General features: G+C 65.6%; 9 protein-coding genes. 2 read left to right on the top strand and 7 right to left on the bottom strand.

Translation table 11 applies throughout. The features are described from left to right. Window positions 1-24: 24 nt before the first annotated feature. From BGK68_RS06515 to BGK68_RS06505, 3 genes are read right to left on the bottom strand one after another with little or no spacing between them, the layout of a single operon-like run. Complete coding sequence (locus BGK68_RS06515; RefSeq protein WP_075256407.1) at window positions 25-1,494, bottom strand: efflux transporter outer membrane subunit; 1,470 nt, start codon at window positions 1,492-1,494, stop codon at window positions 25-27. Continuing rightward, window positions 1,494-4,649 carry an efflux RND transporter permease subunit gene (locus BGK68_RS06510; protein WP_075256406.1) on the bottom strand — a complete coding sequence of 1,052 codons (3,156 nt, stop codon included), beginning with the start codon at window positions 4,647-4,649 and terminating at the stop codon, window positions 1,494-1,496. Before BGK68_RS06510 ends, BGK68_RS06515 begins: the two co-directional genes overlap by 1 nt. An 11-nt stretch (window positions 4,650-4,660) precedes the next feature. Further along, window positions 4,661-5,947, bottom strand: coding sequence for an efflux RND transporter periplasmic adaptor subunit (locus tag BGK68_RS06505; protein WP_075256405.1), 1,287 nt, complete (start codon window positions 5,945-5,947; stop codon window positions 4,661-4,663). 228 nt (window positions 5,948-6,175) lie between these two features. On the opposite strand from BGK68_RS06505, the gene BGK68_RS06500 reads away from it, so the two are divergent. Together BGK68_RS06500 and BGK68_RS06495 are read left to right on the top strand one after the other, a co-directional pair. Beyond that, entirely contained in the window at window positions 6,176-7,630 is a 1,455-nt protein-coding gene (locus BGK68_RS06500; protein ID WP_075256404.1) for an ATP-binding protein, read from the top strand. Continuing rightward, window positions 7,627-8,361 (top strand): response regulator, encoded by a 735-nt coding sequence (locus BGK68_RS06495; protein WP_075256403.1) that lies wholly within the window; start codon window positions 7,627-7,629, stop codon window positions 8,359-8,361. Before BGK68_RS06500 ends, BGK68_RS06495 begins: the two co-directional genes overlap by 4 nt. Window positions 8,362-8,703: 342 nt before the next feature. Here BGK68_RS06495 and BGK68_RS06490 read toward each other — a convergent pair whose 3' ends face one another. The 4 genes from BGK68_RS06490 to BGK68_RS06475 form a co-directional block, all read right to left on the bottom strand. Next, entirely contained in the window at window positions 8,704-10,254 is a 1,551-nt protein-coding gene (locus BGK68_RS06490) for a methyl-accepting chemotaxis protein (protein ID WP_075256402.1), read from the bottom strand. Window positions 10,255-10,438: 184 nt separating this feature from the next. Next, complete coding sequence (locus BGK68_RS06485; protein WP_075256401.1) at window positions 10,439-11,899, bottom strand: efflux transporter outer membrane subunit; 1,461 nt, start codon at window positions 11,897-11,899, stop codon at window positions 10,439-10,441. Beyond that, complete coding sequence (locus BGK68_RS06480) at window positions 11,896-13,116, bottom strand: efflux RND transporter periplasmic adaptor subunit (RefSeq protein ID WP_075256400.1); 1,221 nt, start codon at window positions 13,114-13,116, stop codon at window positions 11,896-11,898. Before BGK68_RS06480 ends, BGK68_RS06485 begins: the two co-directional genes overlap by 4 nt. Window positions 13,117-13,119: 3 nt before the next feature. Next, window positions 13,120-16,311, bottom strand: a complete 3,192-nt coding sequence (locus tag BGK68_RS06475; protein WP_075256399.1) for an efflux RND transporter permease subunit — start codon at window positions 16,309-16,311, stop codon at window positions 13,120-13,122. Window positions 16,312-16,534: the final 223 nt, after the last annotated feature.

Here is a 16,534-nt window from a genome sequence, read left to right as displayed (position 1 = left end):
ATGCCTTGCTGCTGCGGGCAAGGATTACGGCTGCATCGGCTGCGTCTGCTCGCTCCAGCCTCCGCCCAGCACCTTGTAGAGCGTGATGCGGTTGCTCTGCTCGGTCAGCCGCAGCGAGATCAGGCTCTGCTGCGCCGAGTAGAGCGTGCGCTGCGCCACCAGGGTGGTGAGATAGCTGTCGATGCCACTCTTGTAGCGCGCATCGGAAAGCCGGAACGCCTTCTCGCTGGCCGCCGTGGCCTTGCCCTGCGCATCGAGCCGCTGGTCCAGCGTGGCGCGCACGGCCAGCGCGTCGGCCACTTCGCGGAAGGCGGTCTGGATCGCCTTCTCGTAGTTGGCCACGTCGATGTCGCGCGTGATCTTGGCCGAGTCCAGGCTGGCGCGCAGGCTGCCGGCATTGAAGATGGGCAGGTTGATCGAAGGGCTGAAGGTCCAGCTGCCACTGCCCGCCTTGAACAAACCGCCCAGCGTGCGGCTGGCGGTGCCGCCATTGGCCGTGAGCGAAATGCTGGGGAAGAAGGCCGCGCGCGCTGCACCGATATCGGCGTTGGCCGACTTCAGGGTGTGTTCGGCCGCCAGCACATCCGGGCGACGCAACAGCACCTGCGAGGGCAGCCCCGCCGGTGTGGCCGGCACGACGCTGGCCGTGTCGGGCAACCCCGTCGGCAACAGCGCCGCATCGATATCCGCGCCGACCAGCAGGCGCAGGGCATTGAGGTCTTGCTCCACCTGGCTGGTATAGCGCGCCACGTCAGCACGCGCAGACTCCACGGTGGCTTCCTGGCTGGCCAGGTCCACGCCGGAGACGGTGCCGATGTCATGGCTGCGCTGGCTCAACTCGAAGGTGCGCGACTGGCTGGCATAGGTGTCCTGCGCCAGCTTCAACAGGTCGCGGTCGGAGGCTAGCGTCAGCCAGGCCGTGGCGACTTCGGCCACCAGGCTGATGTGGGTGCTGCGGCGGGTCTCTACCTGGTATTGGTAGCTTTCGAGGGCGGCATCGGAGAGGTTCCTCAGGCGTCCGAAGAAATCCAGCTCGTAGGCGCTCACGCCCACCGTTACGCTCTGCTGGCGCGACACTGCCGCACGTCCGGTCGTGGACAGCTCGGCCGGCGTGCGGCTGGCGCTGCTGGTCCCGGTGGCGGAGATGGACGGGTAACGGTTGGCATCGGTGATGCGGTATTGCGCGCGGGCCTTCTCGATATTCAACGCGGCCACGCGCAGGTCGCGATTATTGTCGAGCGCGGCGGCAATCATCTGCTGCAGGCGCGGATCGAGGAAGAATTCGCGCCAGCCCAGATGATCGGCGTCGATCTCGCCAGCGCTGCCGACCGCGGGCTTGGCGGCGGCCTGGGATGTCCAGCTGGCCGGCACCGGCGCCGCCGGCTGGGTGTAGTCGGGCGCCAGGTTGGCGCAACCCGCCAGCGCCGCCGTCAGGGCCAGCAGCATGGCCGTACGCGACCAGAGGATGGATTTCTGTTGTACGGGCTGCGTCATCACACGCCCTCCTTTTGCATCGCGTGATCGTCATCCTGGCGCGGCTTCTTGGCAGCGCGGCGGTCCAGCCAGGCGCCGATCAGGTAGTAGAACAAGGGCACGAAGAAGATGCCCAGCAAGGTCGCCGAGAGCATGCCGCCCAGCACGCCGGTACCGATGGCGCGACGGCTGGCCGAGCCTGCGCCGCTGGCCACGGCCAGCGGCAACACACCGAACATGAAGGCCAGCGAGGTCATCAGGATCGGGCGCAGGCGCAGTTGCACCGCCTCCAGCGTGGCCTCCCACAGGCTCTTGCCGGATTCATGCAACTGCTTGGCGAATTCCACGATCAGGATCGCGTTCTTGGCCGACAGGCCTACCGTGGTCAACAAGCCGACCTGGAAATACACGTCATTGGACATCCCGAAGATCCCCGTCAGCAGCACGGTGCCGACGATGCCCAGCGGCACCGCCAGGATCACCGCGAAGGGCACCGACCAGCTCTCATAGAGCGCGGCCAGGCACAGGAAGACGAAGAGGATGGAGATCGCATACAGCATCGGCGCCTGGTTGCCCGAGAGCCGCTCCTGGTAGGACGAACCGGTCCACTCGAAGCCGATGCCCGCGGGCAGTTGCGCCACCAGCTTTTCCACTTCGGTCATGGCGGTGCCGGAACTGACGCCGGCTGCCGGTTCGCCGACGATCTCGAAAGAGGAGACGCCGTTGTAACGCTCCAGCAGCGACGGGCCGTAGGTCCACTTGCTGCTCATGAAGGCGGCGAACGGCACCATCTGGCTGGCCGAGTTGCGCACATACCAGCGGTTCAGGTCGTCGGCCTGCATGCGGAAGGCAGAGTCGCCCTGCACATAGACCTTCTTGACGCGGCCATTGCTGAGGAAGTCATTGACGTAGGTGCCGCCCATGGCGGTCGCCAGGGTCGCATTGATGTCCGAGGTGGCAATGGAGAGCGCATCGGCCTTGCGGTCGTCGATGGCCACGCGCAATTGCGGCGTGTCATCCAGGCCGGTCGTGCGCACATTGGCCAACAGGGCATTGCTGCGCGCCAGTTGCAGGAACTGGTCACGCGCCTGGAGCAGCGCATCGTGGCCTACGCCGCCCACATCCTTCAACTCCAGATCAAAACCGGAACTCTGGCCCAGGCCGCGCACCGCCGGTGGGTTCATCAGGAACACGCGCGCGCCACGGATCTTGGACAAGTCCGCATTGGCGCGACGCACCAGCTCGGAGGCCGACTGGCCGGCGCCGGTGCGCTGCTCCCAGTCCTTGAGGCGAATGAAGGCGCGCGCGCCGTTCTGGCTGTTGCCACCCACCCCCGCACCGACGATGGCCAACACCGACTCGACCGACTCGGGCTTGTTCATGAAGTATTCCTGCACGGTCTTGACCACCGTGGCGGTCTGCTCGGCAGTGGCGCCTGTGGGCAACTGGATCTGCGCCATCAGCACGCCCTGGTCTTCTTCCGGCAGGAAGGACGTGGGCAGGCGCATGAACAGCACCGCCATCGCCACCGCGATCAACGCATACATCAGCAAGCCGCGCTTGCCGCGCTTGAGCAGTCCGCCTACGCCGCCCTGGTAGCGGGTCGCACTGCGATCAAAGCTACGATTGAACCAGGTGAAGAATCTGCCCTGCTGCACGTGGCCGCCAGCATGCGGCTTGAGCAGCGTAGCGCACAGGGCTGGCGTCAAGGTCAGCGCCACCATCACCGACAAGGCCATGGCGGAGACGATGGTGATGGAGAACTGGCGATAGATCACCCCGGTCGATCCACCGAAGAAGGCCATCGGGATGAACACCGCCGAGAGCACCATGGCAATGCCCACCAGCGCACCGGTGATCTCCTGCATGGACTTGCGGGTGGCTTCCTTGGGACTGAGCTTTTCCTCGCTCATGAGGCGCTCGACGTTTTCCACCACCACGATGGCGTCGTCCACCAGCAGGCCGATGGCCAGCACCATCCCGAACATGGTCAGGGTATTGATCGAGTAGCCGAACATGGCGAGGATGCCGAAGGTTCCCAGCAGCACCACCGGCACCGTGATGGCCGGGATGAAGGTGGCGCGGATGTTCTGCAGGAACAGGTACATGATCAGCACCACCAGCACGATGGCTTCGATCAGGGTCTTGACCACTTCTTCCAGCGACACGCGCACGAAGGGCGTGGTGTCGTAGGCGATATTGGTCTTCAGTTTCATGGAGGCCGGGAAGTAGGGCTCCAGTTCCGCCAGCTTCTTCTTGACCGCGTCCGCCGTGGCCAGCGCATTGGCGCCGGTGGCCAGCTGGATCGCCAGCGCCGAGGATGGTTTGCCGTTCTGCTGCGACGCCACTTGGTAGCTCTCGCCGCCCAGTTCCACGCGGGCCACATCAGATAGTTTCACCACGGAACCATCGGCGGAGGACTTGACGATGATGTTGCGGAATTCATCCGGCGTGGTCAGCTTGCTGCGCGCGGTGATGGTGGCGTTGATCTGCTGGCCCGGTTGCGCCGGCAGCGCACCGATCTCACCGGCCGATACTTCGGTGTTCTGCGCCTGCAGCGCACTGGTGATATCGGACGGCATCAACGCATACTTCTGCAGCTTGGCCGGATCGATCCAGATGCGCATGGCGTAGTTGGTGCCGAAGGCGGTGACGTCGCCCACGCCTTCCACGCGGCTGATCTGGTCGGTCAGGGTGCTGCTGATGAAGTCGCCGATGTCGATGCTGGTGATGCGCGGATCATCCGAGGTCAGCGAGAGCACCATCAAGATGTCGGTCGACGCCTTGGTGACGGTCACGCCATTGTTCTGCACCGCCTGCGGCAGGCGCGCCGTGACCTGCTGCAGCTTGTTCTGCACCTGCATCTGCGCCACGTCCGGATTGGTGCCGGCGGTAAAGGTCAGCGACACGGTGGCGCTGCCGGCCGAGCTGGAACTGGCTGACATGTACTGCAGGTTGTCCAGCCCCTTCATCTGCTGCTCGATGACCTGCGTCACCGAGTCTTCCAGGGTCTTGGCCGAGGCGCCGGTATAGGTGGCCTTGATGTTGACCTTGGGTGGAGCGATATCCGGATACTGCTCCAGCGATAGCGAGCGGATCGACATCATGCCGCCCAGCATGATGATGATGGCGATGACCCACGCGAAGATGGGCCGGTCAATGAAGAAACGTGCCATGTGCGCCTCGCTTACTTCGACTGGGCGGCAGTGGCCGAGGCTGCAGCGCCATCCTTGCCGGCATCCCCTCCCAGCGAAGGATCGGCTGCTGCTGCGGCGGCTTCACGCGCCAGGTCCTTCTGCAGGCTGTCGGTGATGTCGATGGCGCGGGGGGCGTCACCGGTGCGTACCTTCTGCAGGCCGTCGACGATGAGCTTGTCGCCTTCCTTCAAGCCCCGGCTGACCCACCAGTTGTTGCCCACCGCACGCGCCACGCTCACCAGGCGCTGCTGCACCTTGCCGTCGGCGCCCAGCACCAGGGCCGTGGCAGCACCAGTCTGATCGCGGCTGACGGCCTTCTGCGGCACCAGCAGCGCGTGTTCGTCCACGCCTTCTTCCAGTACTGCACGCACGTAAGCGCCCGGCAGCAACACGCCATCCGGATTGGGGACCACCGCGCGCAGGGTGATCATGCCGGTGCCGGTATCGACCGACAGGCCCGTGAATTCCAGCTTGCCGGGTCGATCATAGGTAAAGCCATCTTCCAGCACGATCTTGACCTGGGCCGCGTTCTCGCCGCTCTTCCTGATCTGGCCGCTGGCCAGCTCGCGGCGCAGGCGCAGCAGGTCCACGGTGGACTGGGTGACATCGACGTAGATCGGGTCGATCTGCTGCACGGTGGTCAGCGCCGTGGTCTGGCTGGCCGTCACCAGCGCGCCCGGAGTGACGGAGGATTTCTCGATGCGGCCCGAGATGGGCGAGAGGATCTTGGTGTATTGCAGGTTGATGGCGGCGGTCTGCACGGCCGCCTTCTGCACTTCCACATCGGCCTGGTTCTGGCGCAGGGTGCTCTGGGCGTCGTCGTTGTCCTGCTTGGAGACGGCGTCGATCTTGTTCAGTTCGGCATAGCGCTCGGCCTTCAGCTTCGAGGAAGCCAGCGTGGCCTCGGCCTTGAGCAGCGAGGCCCGGGCGCTGTCGTAGGCCGCCTGGTAGCTGGCCGGATCGATCTGGTACAAGGGCTGGCCGGCCTTGACGGTGCTGCCTTCCTTGAATAGGCGCTTCTGAATGATGCCGCCTACCTGCGGACGGATGTCGGCGGCCAGGTAGGCCGTGGTGCGGCCGGGCAGCTCGGTGGTCAGCGCCTGGCGCTGCGCCTTGACCACCACATAGCCAACCTCGGCCTGCGCCGAGGACTTGGGCTGCTCGCCCGAGCGCGAACAGGCCGCCAGCACGGCAACCAGGATCAGGGACAGCGCCAGGCGCGCCGTGGGGAAGGAAGTACGCCCTTGGTGGCGCGGTGTGCTTGCAGTGAGGTGCATGATCGGGTGGCTTTCTGCCCGTCCGCGAGCCGCCATGGGTGCGGGTTCCGGGCGCAATGAGCTATCGGAGCGTCGATCATAGGCAACAAATGTGAGGGAAAAATGAGCAAGCCCGGCAGCATGTCATCCCTGCAACAACTGGGCTGCTCTGCTGGCATTGCAGGACACTGGCAGCCCGTATCTTGTTAAGCTCTCGCCTGGATCCATTCCGATTGCGCCCGCGCCACCATGTCCATTGCCCATTCGATTGCGGAGCTGTCCGACCGCTTCTTCTATCGCGCCAACATCCGCCTGAAACTCTTCTACGCGATGCTGGCGCTGATCGTGGCGCTGATCGTGGCCATCAACGGTGCCAGCCAGTACATCTTCAACCGCGATTTCCTCGGCTATCTCAACGAGCAGGCCCAGCAGCGCATGGAAGACATGGTGCCGCGCCTGGAGCAGGCCTATCGCCAACATGGCAGTTGGGACTTCATCCGCGACAATCCGCGTGCCTGGTTCGAGTTGATGAAGCCGGCCATCGTCGAGCACAACGGCGCCGCACACAGCGCCGGCCCGACCTTCACGGCCTCCGACCTGACCGGCGCGACGCTGCGTTTTTCCCTGCTCGATGCCAGCCGCAGGCCGGTGATCGGCTATCCCAATGTGGGCCCCGACGCGCGCCTGCGTCCGCTGCTGCAGGATGACGTGATCATCGGCTGGGTGGCGCAGACGCCCTTTGAAAGCGTCATCGGCGCCATCGACCTGCGCTTCCAGCAAAGCCAGGTCGCCGCGCAGATCATCATCGCGGTGGTGGCGGTGATGCTGGCCGCCTTCCTGGTGGTGCGCATCTCGGGCGTGCTCACACGCCCGCTCACCCGTGTGGCGCGCGCCACGCACCGGCTGGCCGGCGGCGATTACGCGATCCGGGTGGAAGTGGAATCGGGCGACGAAGTGGGCATGCTGGCGCAGGACTTCAACCAGCTGGCCATGACGCTGGAACGCAATGAAAAGCTGCGGCGCGAATTCATGGCGGACGTCTCCCACGAATTGCGCACGCCGCTGGCCATCCTCAATGGCCAGCTGGAAGCGCTGGAAGACGGCGTGCTGCAACCCGATGCGCAGACCCTGCGCTCGCTCAAGAGCGAGGTGGAACATCTCAACAAGCTGGTCGGCGATCTCTATGATCTGTCGCTGGCCGACGCGGGCGCGCTCACCTATCGCCGCGCCGACATCGATCTGGCCCCGCTGCTGCGCGACAGTGCAGCCCTCTACAGCGACCGCTTCAGCCAGCGCGGCATGCGCCTGAGCTGCGACCTGCCCGCCACCATGCCAGTGCATGCCGACGCGGCGCGATTGCAGCAGCTCTTGAGCAACCTCTTCGAGAACAGCCTGCGCTATACCGATGCCGGCGGCCGCCTGCAAGTGCATTCACACCTGCAGCAACAGCACTGGCACCTGGTCTTCGATGACAGCGAACCAGGCGTGCCGCCGGAAGTGATGGCGCGCCTGTTCGAGCGCTTCTTCCGGGTCGAGGCCTCGCGCAATCGCGCCAGCGGCGGAGCGGGTCTGGGATTGGCGATCTGCCGCCGCATCGTCGATGCCCATCAGGGAACGATAGGCGCCAGCGCCTCGCCGCTGGGTGGACTGCGGGTGGTGGTGGTGTTACCGGCCCGCCTGGAAGACGAGAGAGGCAGCGCATGAGCGATACCACCACCGAGTTCCAGTTCGAGCCGCCGGCCAGCGCCGAGATCCTCATCGTCGAAGATGAGCCCAAGCTGGCCGAGCTGCTGCAGAAATACCTGGCCCTGGCCGGCTACAGCGCACGCCACGTGGCGCGCGGCGATGCGGCGCTGGACGCCGTGCGCGCGCAACGGCCGGACCTGATCCTGCTCGACATCATGTTGCCGGGGATGGATGGCTGGGAAATCTGCCGCCAGCTGCGCACCTTCTCGGACGTTCCGGTGCTCATGCTCACTGCCCGCGCCGAAGAGGAAGACCGCCTGCGCGGCCTGGAGCTGGGGGCGGATGACTACATCGGCAAGACGCCGTTTTCCCCGCGCGAGATCGTGGCGCGGGTCAAGTCGATGCTACGCCGCAACGCCCTGGTGCAGCAGCGCGCTCCGCACGCGCCGGCCCGTTCGTTGCTGCACATCGATGATGTGCGCCACCAGGCCAGCGTGCGCGGCGAAGCATTGAACCTGACACCGCTGGAACTGCGCCTGCTCAAGACCTTTGCCAGCGCGCCGGGCCAGGTCTTCTCGCGCGAACAGTTGCTCAATCATCTGCATGACGACGACCGCTCCGTCACCGATCGCGCCGTCGATACCCACATCAAGAACCTGCGGCGAAAGCTGGAACCCTGCTTCCCCGGACACAATGCCATCCAGGCCGTGTATGGGGTGGGTTACTGCTTCGCGCTGCCGCCCTCGTGAGAGCGGCGCGGCAGGCCGCGCCTTTACTTACCGTTCGGACTGAGTAGTCCCGTCAGGGACGTATCGAAGGCGCAACGACCTCCCCCCCCCGACACCGCCGACCACGCGTCTTCGATACGCCGCTGACGCGGCTACTCAGTCCGAACGGGCAGGTCGATGCAATCGGGGCGCGGCGGGCCACGCCATTACTTACCGTTCGGACTAAGTAGTCCCGTCAGGGACGTATCGAAGGCGCAACGACCTCAACCCACTAGACACCGCCGACCGCGCGGCTACTCAGTCCGAATGGGCAGGTCAATACAATCAGGGCGGGGCCGGCATGAGCAGGCTGGCGAATTCCATTCAACGCTGGAGCTTGAACACGCTGACCACCTGCGACAGCCGCCCGGCCTGATCCTGCAGCGACTGCGCTGCGGCTGCAGCTTCTTCCACCAGCGCCGCGTTCTGCTGGGTCACTTCATCCATCTGCGTGATGGCGCGATTGATCTCTTCGATGCCGGTGCTCTGCTCATTGCTGGCCGCGCTGATCTCGGCCACCACATCGGTGACGCGCCTGACGCTGGCCACCACTTCGCTCATGGTGGCGCCAGCGCGCTCCACCAGCTGGCTGCCCGCGCCCACCTTTTCCACCGAATCATCGATCAGCTGCTTGATCTCCTTGGCCGCCGACGCCGAGCGCTGCGCCAGCGAGCGCACTTCGGACGCCACCACCGCAAAGCCGCGTCCCTGCTCACCGGCGCGCGCCGCTTCCACGGCGGCGTTCAGGGCCAGGATATTGGTCTGGAAAGCGATGCCATCGATGACGCTGATGATGTCGGCGATACGGTTGGAGCTTTCGGTGATGCCCTCCATGGTCTGCACCACCTGGCCCACCACCGCGCCGCCCTGGGTCGCGATGTCCGAGGCCGAGGCCGCCAGCTGGTTGGCCTGGCGGGCGTTGTCGGCGTTCTGCTTGACGGTGGCGGTCAGTTCTTCCATGGCCGAGGCGGTCTCTTCGAGCGAGCCGGCCTGCTCTTCGGTGCGCGAAGACAGGTCGAGGTTGCCGGTGGCGATTTCCTGCGAGGCTGTGGTGATGGTATCGGTGCCGGTGCGCACTTCCCCGACGATCTGTTGCAGGCTGTCGTTCATGGCGCGCAGTGAATGCATCAGCATGCCGGTCTCGTCCGTGCTGGTGGCGCGGATATCCATGGTCAGGTCGCCCTGCGCCACGCGCTCGGCCACCGCCACGGCTTCATTGAGCGGACGCGAGACCGCACGCGCCACCATCACCGCCAGGCCCAGGGCGATCACCACGATGGCCGCCAGCAGGCCGATGATCCACAGCGTGGCGGAGCGATAGACCTGCTCGGCCATGTCGTCGGACCGCTTGCTGCCGGCATCGTTGATCTTGATGATCTCGTCCATGTTCTCGATCATGCTGCGGAAGGTCTTGTTGGAGTTGCCCTTGAAGAGCGCGCGGGCTTCTTCTTCCTTGCCCTCGCCGGAAATGCGGGCCAGTTCCTTGTCGATCTCCAGGTAGGTAGCGAAGCTCTTGGAGAACTTCTCGTAGAGCAGCTTCTCTTCGGCCTCCGAGATCTGGGCCTCGTAGGCAGCGCGCTGCTTGGCCAGGATGTCCAGGCGCGACTTGATGGCCTTGAGCGCATCCTCGCGCTCGGCCGGTGTGGCCGCCGTGACCATCTGCAATTCGGAGATGCGCATGCGCGGCAGCGAGGCCTGGATGGACTGCGCGGCCTTGATGGTGGGCAGCCAGTTGGTGGCCATGTCGGTGGAGGCCTGGTTGACCGCCTTCAGTTCGCGGATGGCAAACAGGCCCAGGATCACCGTGAGCACGATGACGGCGGCAAAAGAAACGATGAGTTTCTTGGCGATCTTCAGATTGTTGAACCAGGTCATGTCGGCCTCAGTAGTTTCGCTTGCAAATAGGGGAATTTACCGGCGATTCTAGGGAGGTCAGGATTGGTCTGATTCGACGATTATGCGGGCCTTTCTAGGGCAATTGCCGCGCTAGACCGGCTGCCTGACGGCGCTGTCAGGAACGGCCTGGTCAACTGGTCAGGCCAGCATATCAGTTGCATCGTCATGGACGGGCAGGCCCCGCCACAGCAGCCTCTGCCGGGTGCGTGCGGCTCTGCCAGTCACCGCCCAGGGCCTTGATCAGGAACACCGATACCAGCAGGCGCTGCCCCATCAATTGAGCGGCCTGGCGCTCGCTGTTGAGCAGGGATTGTTGCGCCGTGATCACATCCAGGTAAGGCGTGGCTCCACCTTCATAACGACTGTTGGCAATCTCCAGCACCCGGCGCGCACTGGCGATGGCCAATTGCGACTGGGCATAGGCACGCTCCAGCGCGGCCAGGCCTGTGATGCCATCCTCGACTTCTTGCATGGCCGTCAACACGGTGCGGCGGTAGGAAGCGACGGTGGCTTCGTAGCCGGCCTGGCTGAAATCCACGCCAGCGCGCAAACGTCCGCCATCGAACAGGCTCTGCGAGGCCGATACGCCCAGCGACCACAACAGGCTGGGGGCATTGAAGAGCGTGGCCCAGTTGCGGCTGTCCACCCCATACGAGGGTTGCAGCATGAAGCTGGGATAGTAGGCTGCGCTGGCCACGCCGATCTGGGCATTGGCGGCGGCCATGGCGCGCTCGGCGGCGGCGATGTCGGGGCGCCGCTCCAGCACATCCGAGGGCACACCCACAGGGATGGCCGGCGGCGTGATGGGCGTCAAGGCAGGCGCGATCGAGAAGGCCGGTGCAGGCGTGCCGGTGAGCGTGGCGATGGCGTGCTCATACTGCGCGCGCTGGCGGCCCAGCAGGTCGATCTGGGTCAGGGTGCTGTCCAGCAGGGCCTGCTGCTGCGCCATGTCCAGCCCCGAGGTCGCGCCCAGGTCATGCCGTGCGGTGGCCAGTTCGAGCGCGCGGCGCTGCAGGGCGACGGCGCGGCGCACCACATCGAGCTCCACATCCAGTTCGCGCAGGTTGAAATAGTTAGTCGCCAGTTCTGCCGTGAGCAGCAGGCGGGTGTTTTCCAGGTCGGCGGCGGACTGCTCGGCTGCGGCGCCGGCGGCCTCCACCGAGCGCTGTACCCGCCCGAAGAAGTCCACCTCATAGCTCACGCTGGCGCCCAGCGCAAAATCATTCTGGACCGTGGAAAAGTTGGGCGAGTTGTAATTGGTCAGTGGCCGGTTGGCCGAGATGCGCGAACGCGCCGCCCGCGCATTCAGGTTCACCTGCGGCGCCTGGGCAGCACCGGTCACGTTCAATTGCGCGCGCGCCTGCGCCAGCCGTGCGGTGGCGATCGCCAGGGTCTGGTTGCCTGCCAGCGCTTGCTGTTGCAGGGCATTGAGTTGCGCATCGCCAAAGCGCTCCCACCAGGGGCCGCGCGGTGTGGCGTCGGCGGGCTGCATGCTGCGCCAGGGGGCTTCCGGGGTCCAGGCGGCGGGCATGTCCACCTGCGGCCGGGTGTAGTCGGGACCGCTGGCGCAGCCCGCCAGGGAGAGCGCGCAGGCCAGTGCCAGCAGCAGTTGCCGGGACCTCATGAGGCGGCCTTCTTCTTTTCCGGTTCCTTGGACTGTTCCAGGGTCGGCTCGACCTGGTCCCCCTCGGCCAGTGCATCGGAGGGATTGAGGATCAGGTGTTCATCGCCCTGCAAGCCCTCCAGCACTTCGACGGTCTGGCCGAAGTTGCGGCCCAGCCTGAGTTTTTTCAGGCGCACCTGATTGTGCGGGTCCACCGCGGCCACCAGGGTGCCGTCGCGCCGGAACATCAGGGTATCGGCCGCCACCAGCAATGCGCCGCTGGGCTTGATGGGCAGCGCCACCTGCACGAACGCGCCGGGCAGCAGCGCGTGGTCGGCATTGGAGAGCGTCACCTCGACCTGCATGGAGCGCGTGGCGGCATCGATGGCGCCTGCGGTGCGGGCCACCTTGCCCTCGAACTTGCGACCGCGCAGTTCCGACTGGGTCACCGTGACCTGCTGGCCCGGCTTGACCAGATTGGCATAGGACTGCGGCACATTGACATAGACCCGCAGCGGGTCTGTCTGAGACAAAACGAATAGCGCCCGCCCCGCACCCGGATCGATCAGATCGCCCACATCCACATTGCGGCGGGTGATGATGCCCGAGAAGGGCGCCACGATGCGCTTGAAGCCTTCCACCTGGCGCAGCCGCCCGACGTTGGCGTCGGCGGCGGCCAGGTTGGCGCTGGCCTGGGCGAAGGCGCTGCGGCGTTCATCGAGTTCCTGCTGCGAGACCGCATCCTTCTTGCGCAGCGCTTCCCAGCGCGCCATCGAACTGCGGGCCAGCTCCATGCTGGACGCTGCCTGCTCGCGCGCGGCCAGGGCCTGCGTGAGTTGCTGGTCGATTTCGGGCGTATCCAGTTCGGCCAGCAGTTCGCCCTTCTTGACCTCGGCGCCGATGTCCTTGGTCCAGCGTTTGAGATAGCCGCCCGAGCGCGCCGAGATGGGCGACTGCACGAAGCCTTGCAAGGTCCCCGGCAGGGCCAGCGTCTGCCCCTCGGCGCTGCTGCGCACGGGCGCCACCCGCACGAACATCTTGGCGCGCTCGGCCGTGCCGGCCTGCAGTTCGCGTGCATTGGCGACCCGGCTGATCACGGTGCGCGCCGCCCCTGCGGCCAGCAAGAGCAGCACCACCACCAGCACGACCCTGGCGCGCCGCATCATCTGCTGGCGCTGTTGCGGCTCGCCCTCGGAAAGAGGATGGATGCCGAGTTCGGAATGACGGTCATGCGACATGGTTCAAGACTCCTGATGCGCCGGTCCACCGGCAAGAGCGCGCCGCTGCTCAGCGCGACGGGCCAATCGTTGATGCACGCCGGCGAACACCACCGGCACGAAGAACAAGGTCGATACGGTGGCCAGCATGAGGCCGCCGATGACGGCGCGCCCCAGCGGCGCGTTCTGCTCGGCGCCCTCGCCCAGGCCCAGCGCCATGGGGATCATGCCGATGATCATGGCCAGCGCCGTCATGAGCACCGGACGGATGCGGGTGGAGCCCGCCTCCAGCGCAGCGGCCAGCGGTGTGGCGCCCTCTTCGCGGCGCTGGCGCGCAAAGGCGACGATGAGGATGCTGTTGGCGGTGGCCACACCCATGGTCATGATGGCCCCGGTCAGGGCGGGCACCGACAGCGTGGTGCCGGTGATGAAGAGCATCCACGCAATGCCAGCCAGCGCCGCCGGCAGGGCGGCGATGATGATGGCCGCATCGATCCACGACTGGAAGTTCACCACCACCAGCAGGTAGACCAGCACGATGGCCATGGCCAGTCCCACGCCCAGGCCGGTGAAGGAAGACTGCATGGTTTCCACCTGGCCGCGGATGACCACCTGGCTGCCGCGCGCCAGCTTGGGCTTGATCTGTTCCACCAGCGCGCTCACCTTGCCGGCCACGCTGGCCAGATCGGTCCCCTGCACGCTGACATAGACATCGATGGCCGGCGAGATGTTGTAGCGCGAGGCCACCGCCATCTGGCGACCGGCGTGCACGTCGACCAGGTTGCCCAGCAACTGCGGCGGCGTGGTGCTGGCATTGGCCCCTGGGCTCACGGGAATATTGAGCAGGGCGTCCAGCGAATCCACCTGGTATTGCGGTGACTGCACGGCGATGTTGTAGACCACGCCATTGTTGGGATTGAGCCAGAACGCCGGCTGCGTCTGCGAACTGCCGGCCAGTGCGATCAGCAGGTTCTGGCCGACGTTGGAGGCCGACAGGCCGAACTGCTGCAGGCGCGTGCGATCCATGCGCAGGTCCAGCGACGGGCCATCCAGGCGCTGGTGGACGTGGGCGTCGACCGCGCCGGGAATCTGCCGGATCTGCTTGGTCAGCTCCGCCGCCAGGCGCGCATTGGCTTCCATGTTGGGACCGGTGAATTGCACATCGATGGCGGCAGGCAGGCCGAAGTTGAGGATCTGCGTGACGATGTCGGCCGGCTGGAAGAAGAACTCGATGCCGGGGAAGCGGCGCGGCAATTCTGCGCGCAACATGCTGACCAGTTCTTCGGTGGGACGATGGCCTTCCTTGAGGGCCATGAGGATTTCGCCATCGAGCGTGCCGATGGTGCCGGCGTTGCTGTAGGAGAGGTTGATGCCGGAATTGGGCACGCCCAGGTTGTCGAGGATGGTCTCCAGCTCCGAGGCCGGTATCAGGGTGCGGATGACGCGCTCGACCTCATCGGCGGCGCGGGCGGTTTCCTCGATGCGGGTGCCGGTGGGCATGCGCATGTGCAGGCGGATCTGGCCGCCATCCACATTGGGGAAGAAGTCACGCCCGAGGAAGGGATAGAGCAGGCAGGACAGCAGGCAGAAGCCGAGGAAGGCCAGCGCAAAGCGCCGCCGGTGCGCCAGCAGCGACGACAGCACCAGCGTATAGCCGTGGCGCACGCGCTCGAAGCGGTTGTCGAAGGCGCGATAGAGGCGCTGCAGCAAGCTCTCTTTGGCGCTGTCAACCTGGCCATGGCTGCCCATCAAGAGCATCACCAGCGTGGGCACCAGGGTGCGTGAAAGGATATAGGATGCCGCCATCGCAAACACCACCGCTTCGGCCAGCGGCACGAACAGGAAACGCGCCACCCCGGAGAGGAAGAACATCGGCACGAACACGATGCAGATACACAGCGTAGCCACGAAGGCCGGCACACCGATCTCGCCGGCGCCGACGATGATGGCGTCATGCAGCGGCTTGCCCAGGTGCAGGTGGCGCTCGATGTTCTCGATGGTGACAATGGCCTGGTCCACCAGGATGCCCACCGACAGCGCCAGCCCGCCCAGGGTCATGAGGTTCAATGTCTCGCCCAGCGCCGCCAGGATCAGGATGGCCGCCATGATGGACAGCGGAATGGTCAGCCCGATGATGAGCGTGCTGCGCCAGTTACCCAGGAACAGCAGCACCATCGCGGCGGTCAGGCCGGCGGCGATGAGCGCTTCGCTGATAACGCCGGTGACAGCCGCCTTGACGAACACGGACTGGTCGAACAGCGGTGTGATCTTGATGTCTTCCGGCAGGGTCTGGGCGGCCGTGGGCAAGAGCTTGCGCAGGTTGTCCACGATGTCCAGCGTCGAGGCGCCGCCATTCTTGAGGATGGACAGCAGCACCCCGCGCGCGCCGTCTTGGCGCACCACGTTGGTCTGGGGCGAGAAGCCGTCGCGCACATTGGCCACATCCTTGAGATAGATGGTGGCGCCATTGGTAGTGCGCACCGGCAGTTCATTCAAGCCCGCCACGGCTTCGGGCGAACCATTGATCTTGACCGAGTATTCGGTGCCGCCGAACTTGGCCGTGCCGGAGGGCAGGATCAGGTTCTGCGTATTGATCGCATTGACCACGTCGATGGGGGCCAGCCCGCGCGCCTGCAGGGCCTGGGTGTCGAGATCCACCGAGATGAGGCGGCTCTTGCCGCCATAGGGATAGGGCACGGCCACGCCGGGGATGGTCACCAGTTGCGGGCGCAGGGTCTGCACGGCGGCGTCGAAGACGGTCTGCTCGGGCAGCGTGGGCGAGGACAGCGCCAGCTGCATCACCGGAATGCTGGAAGCGGAATACTTGATCACCAGCGGCGGCGTGATCCCCGGCGGCAGCTGCCGCACCTGGGTCTGCACCGAAGCCACCACCTGGGCGATGGCGGTCTGGATGTTGGCCTTGGGCTGGAAGAACACCTTGATCACCGAGACCCCGGCCAGCGACTGTGATTCGATGTGCTCGATGTCGCTGACCACCGTGGTCAGCCCGCGCTCGTTCTGGGCCGCGATGCGCTGGCCCATCTCCTGGGCTGACAGGCCGTTGTAGTTCCAGATGATGGAGACCACCGGGATATTGATCTCGGGGAAGATATCGGTGGCCATGTTCTTCAGCGTCAACGGCGTGGCCAGCACGATGAGCAAGGCCATCACGATGAAGGTGTACGGGCGGCGCAAGGCCAGCGCGACCATGTTCATGAACTGCTATCCCTGTGAAACGGGCGGCCGGACCAGGCGCTTCGGCTGCCCATGCCCACGACTGGCACCCCGTGCGATGCCCGCCGTCCTCTCCCGCGATGCTGTGTTCTGTCCTGCGCGGCCTGGCGTGCTTCCCCGGTAGCCGGGCCGCGTTCCCTGAATTGCGCCGTCCTGCGGTCCCGATATTGTTCTTCTGGGAGCGCACGGCGTGGCTATTGTAGCG

The sequence above is a fragment of the Herbaspirillum camelliae genome (assembly GCF_001929405.1).
Taxonomy (GTDB): Bacteria; Pseudomonadota; Gammaproteobacteria; order Burkholderiales; family Burkholderiaceae_D; genus Herbaspirillum; species Herbaspirillum seropedicae.
The sequence above is the reverse complement of the archived record's forward strand: the minus strand, read 5'-3'. Positions and strand labels throughout refer to the sequence as shown.

Bases quoted from the DNA above. Each gene is read 5' to 3' on its own strand.
- BGK68_RS06515 (WP_075256407.1), bottom strand. From the start codon at position 1,494: ATGACGCAGCCCGTACAACAGAAATCCATCCTCTGGTCGCGTACGGCC.
- BGK68_RS06495 (WP_075256403.1), top strand. From the start codon at position 7,627: ATGAGCGATACCACCACCGAGTTCCAGTTCGAGCCGCCGGCCAGCGCC.
- BGK68_RS06485 (WP_075256401.1), bottom strand. From the start codon at position 11,899: ATGAGGTCCCGGCAACTGCTGCTGGCACTGGCCTGCGCGCTCTCCCTG.
- BGK68_RS06510 (WP_075256406.1), bottom strand. From the start codon at position 4,649: ATGGCACGTTTCTTCATTGACCGGCCCATCTTCGCGTGGGTCATCGCC.
- BGK68_RS06490 (WP_075256402.1), bottom strand. From the start codon at position 10,254: ATGACCTGGTTCAACAATCTGAAGATCGCCAAGAAACTCATCGTTTCT.
- BGK68_RS06500 (WP_075256404.1), top strand. From the start codon at position 6,176: ATGTCCATTGCCCATTCGATTGCGGAGCTGTCCGACCGCTTCTTCTAT.
- BGK68_RS06480 (WP_075256400.1), bottom strand. From the start codon at position 13,116: ATGTCGCATGACCGTCATTCCGAACTCGGCATCCATCCTCTTTCCGAG.
- BGK68_RS06475 (WP_075256399.1), bottom strand. From the start codon at position 16,311: ATGAACATGGTCGCGCTGGCCTTGCGCCGCCCGTACACCTTCATCGTG.
- BGK68_RS06505 (WP_075256405.1), bottom strand. From the start codon at position 5,947: ATGCACCTCACTGCAAGCACACCGCGCCACCAAGGGCGTACTTCCTTC.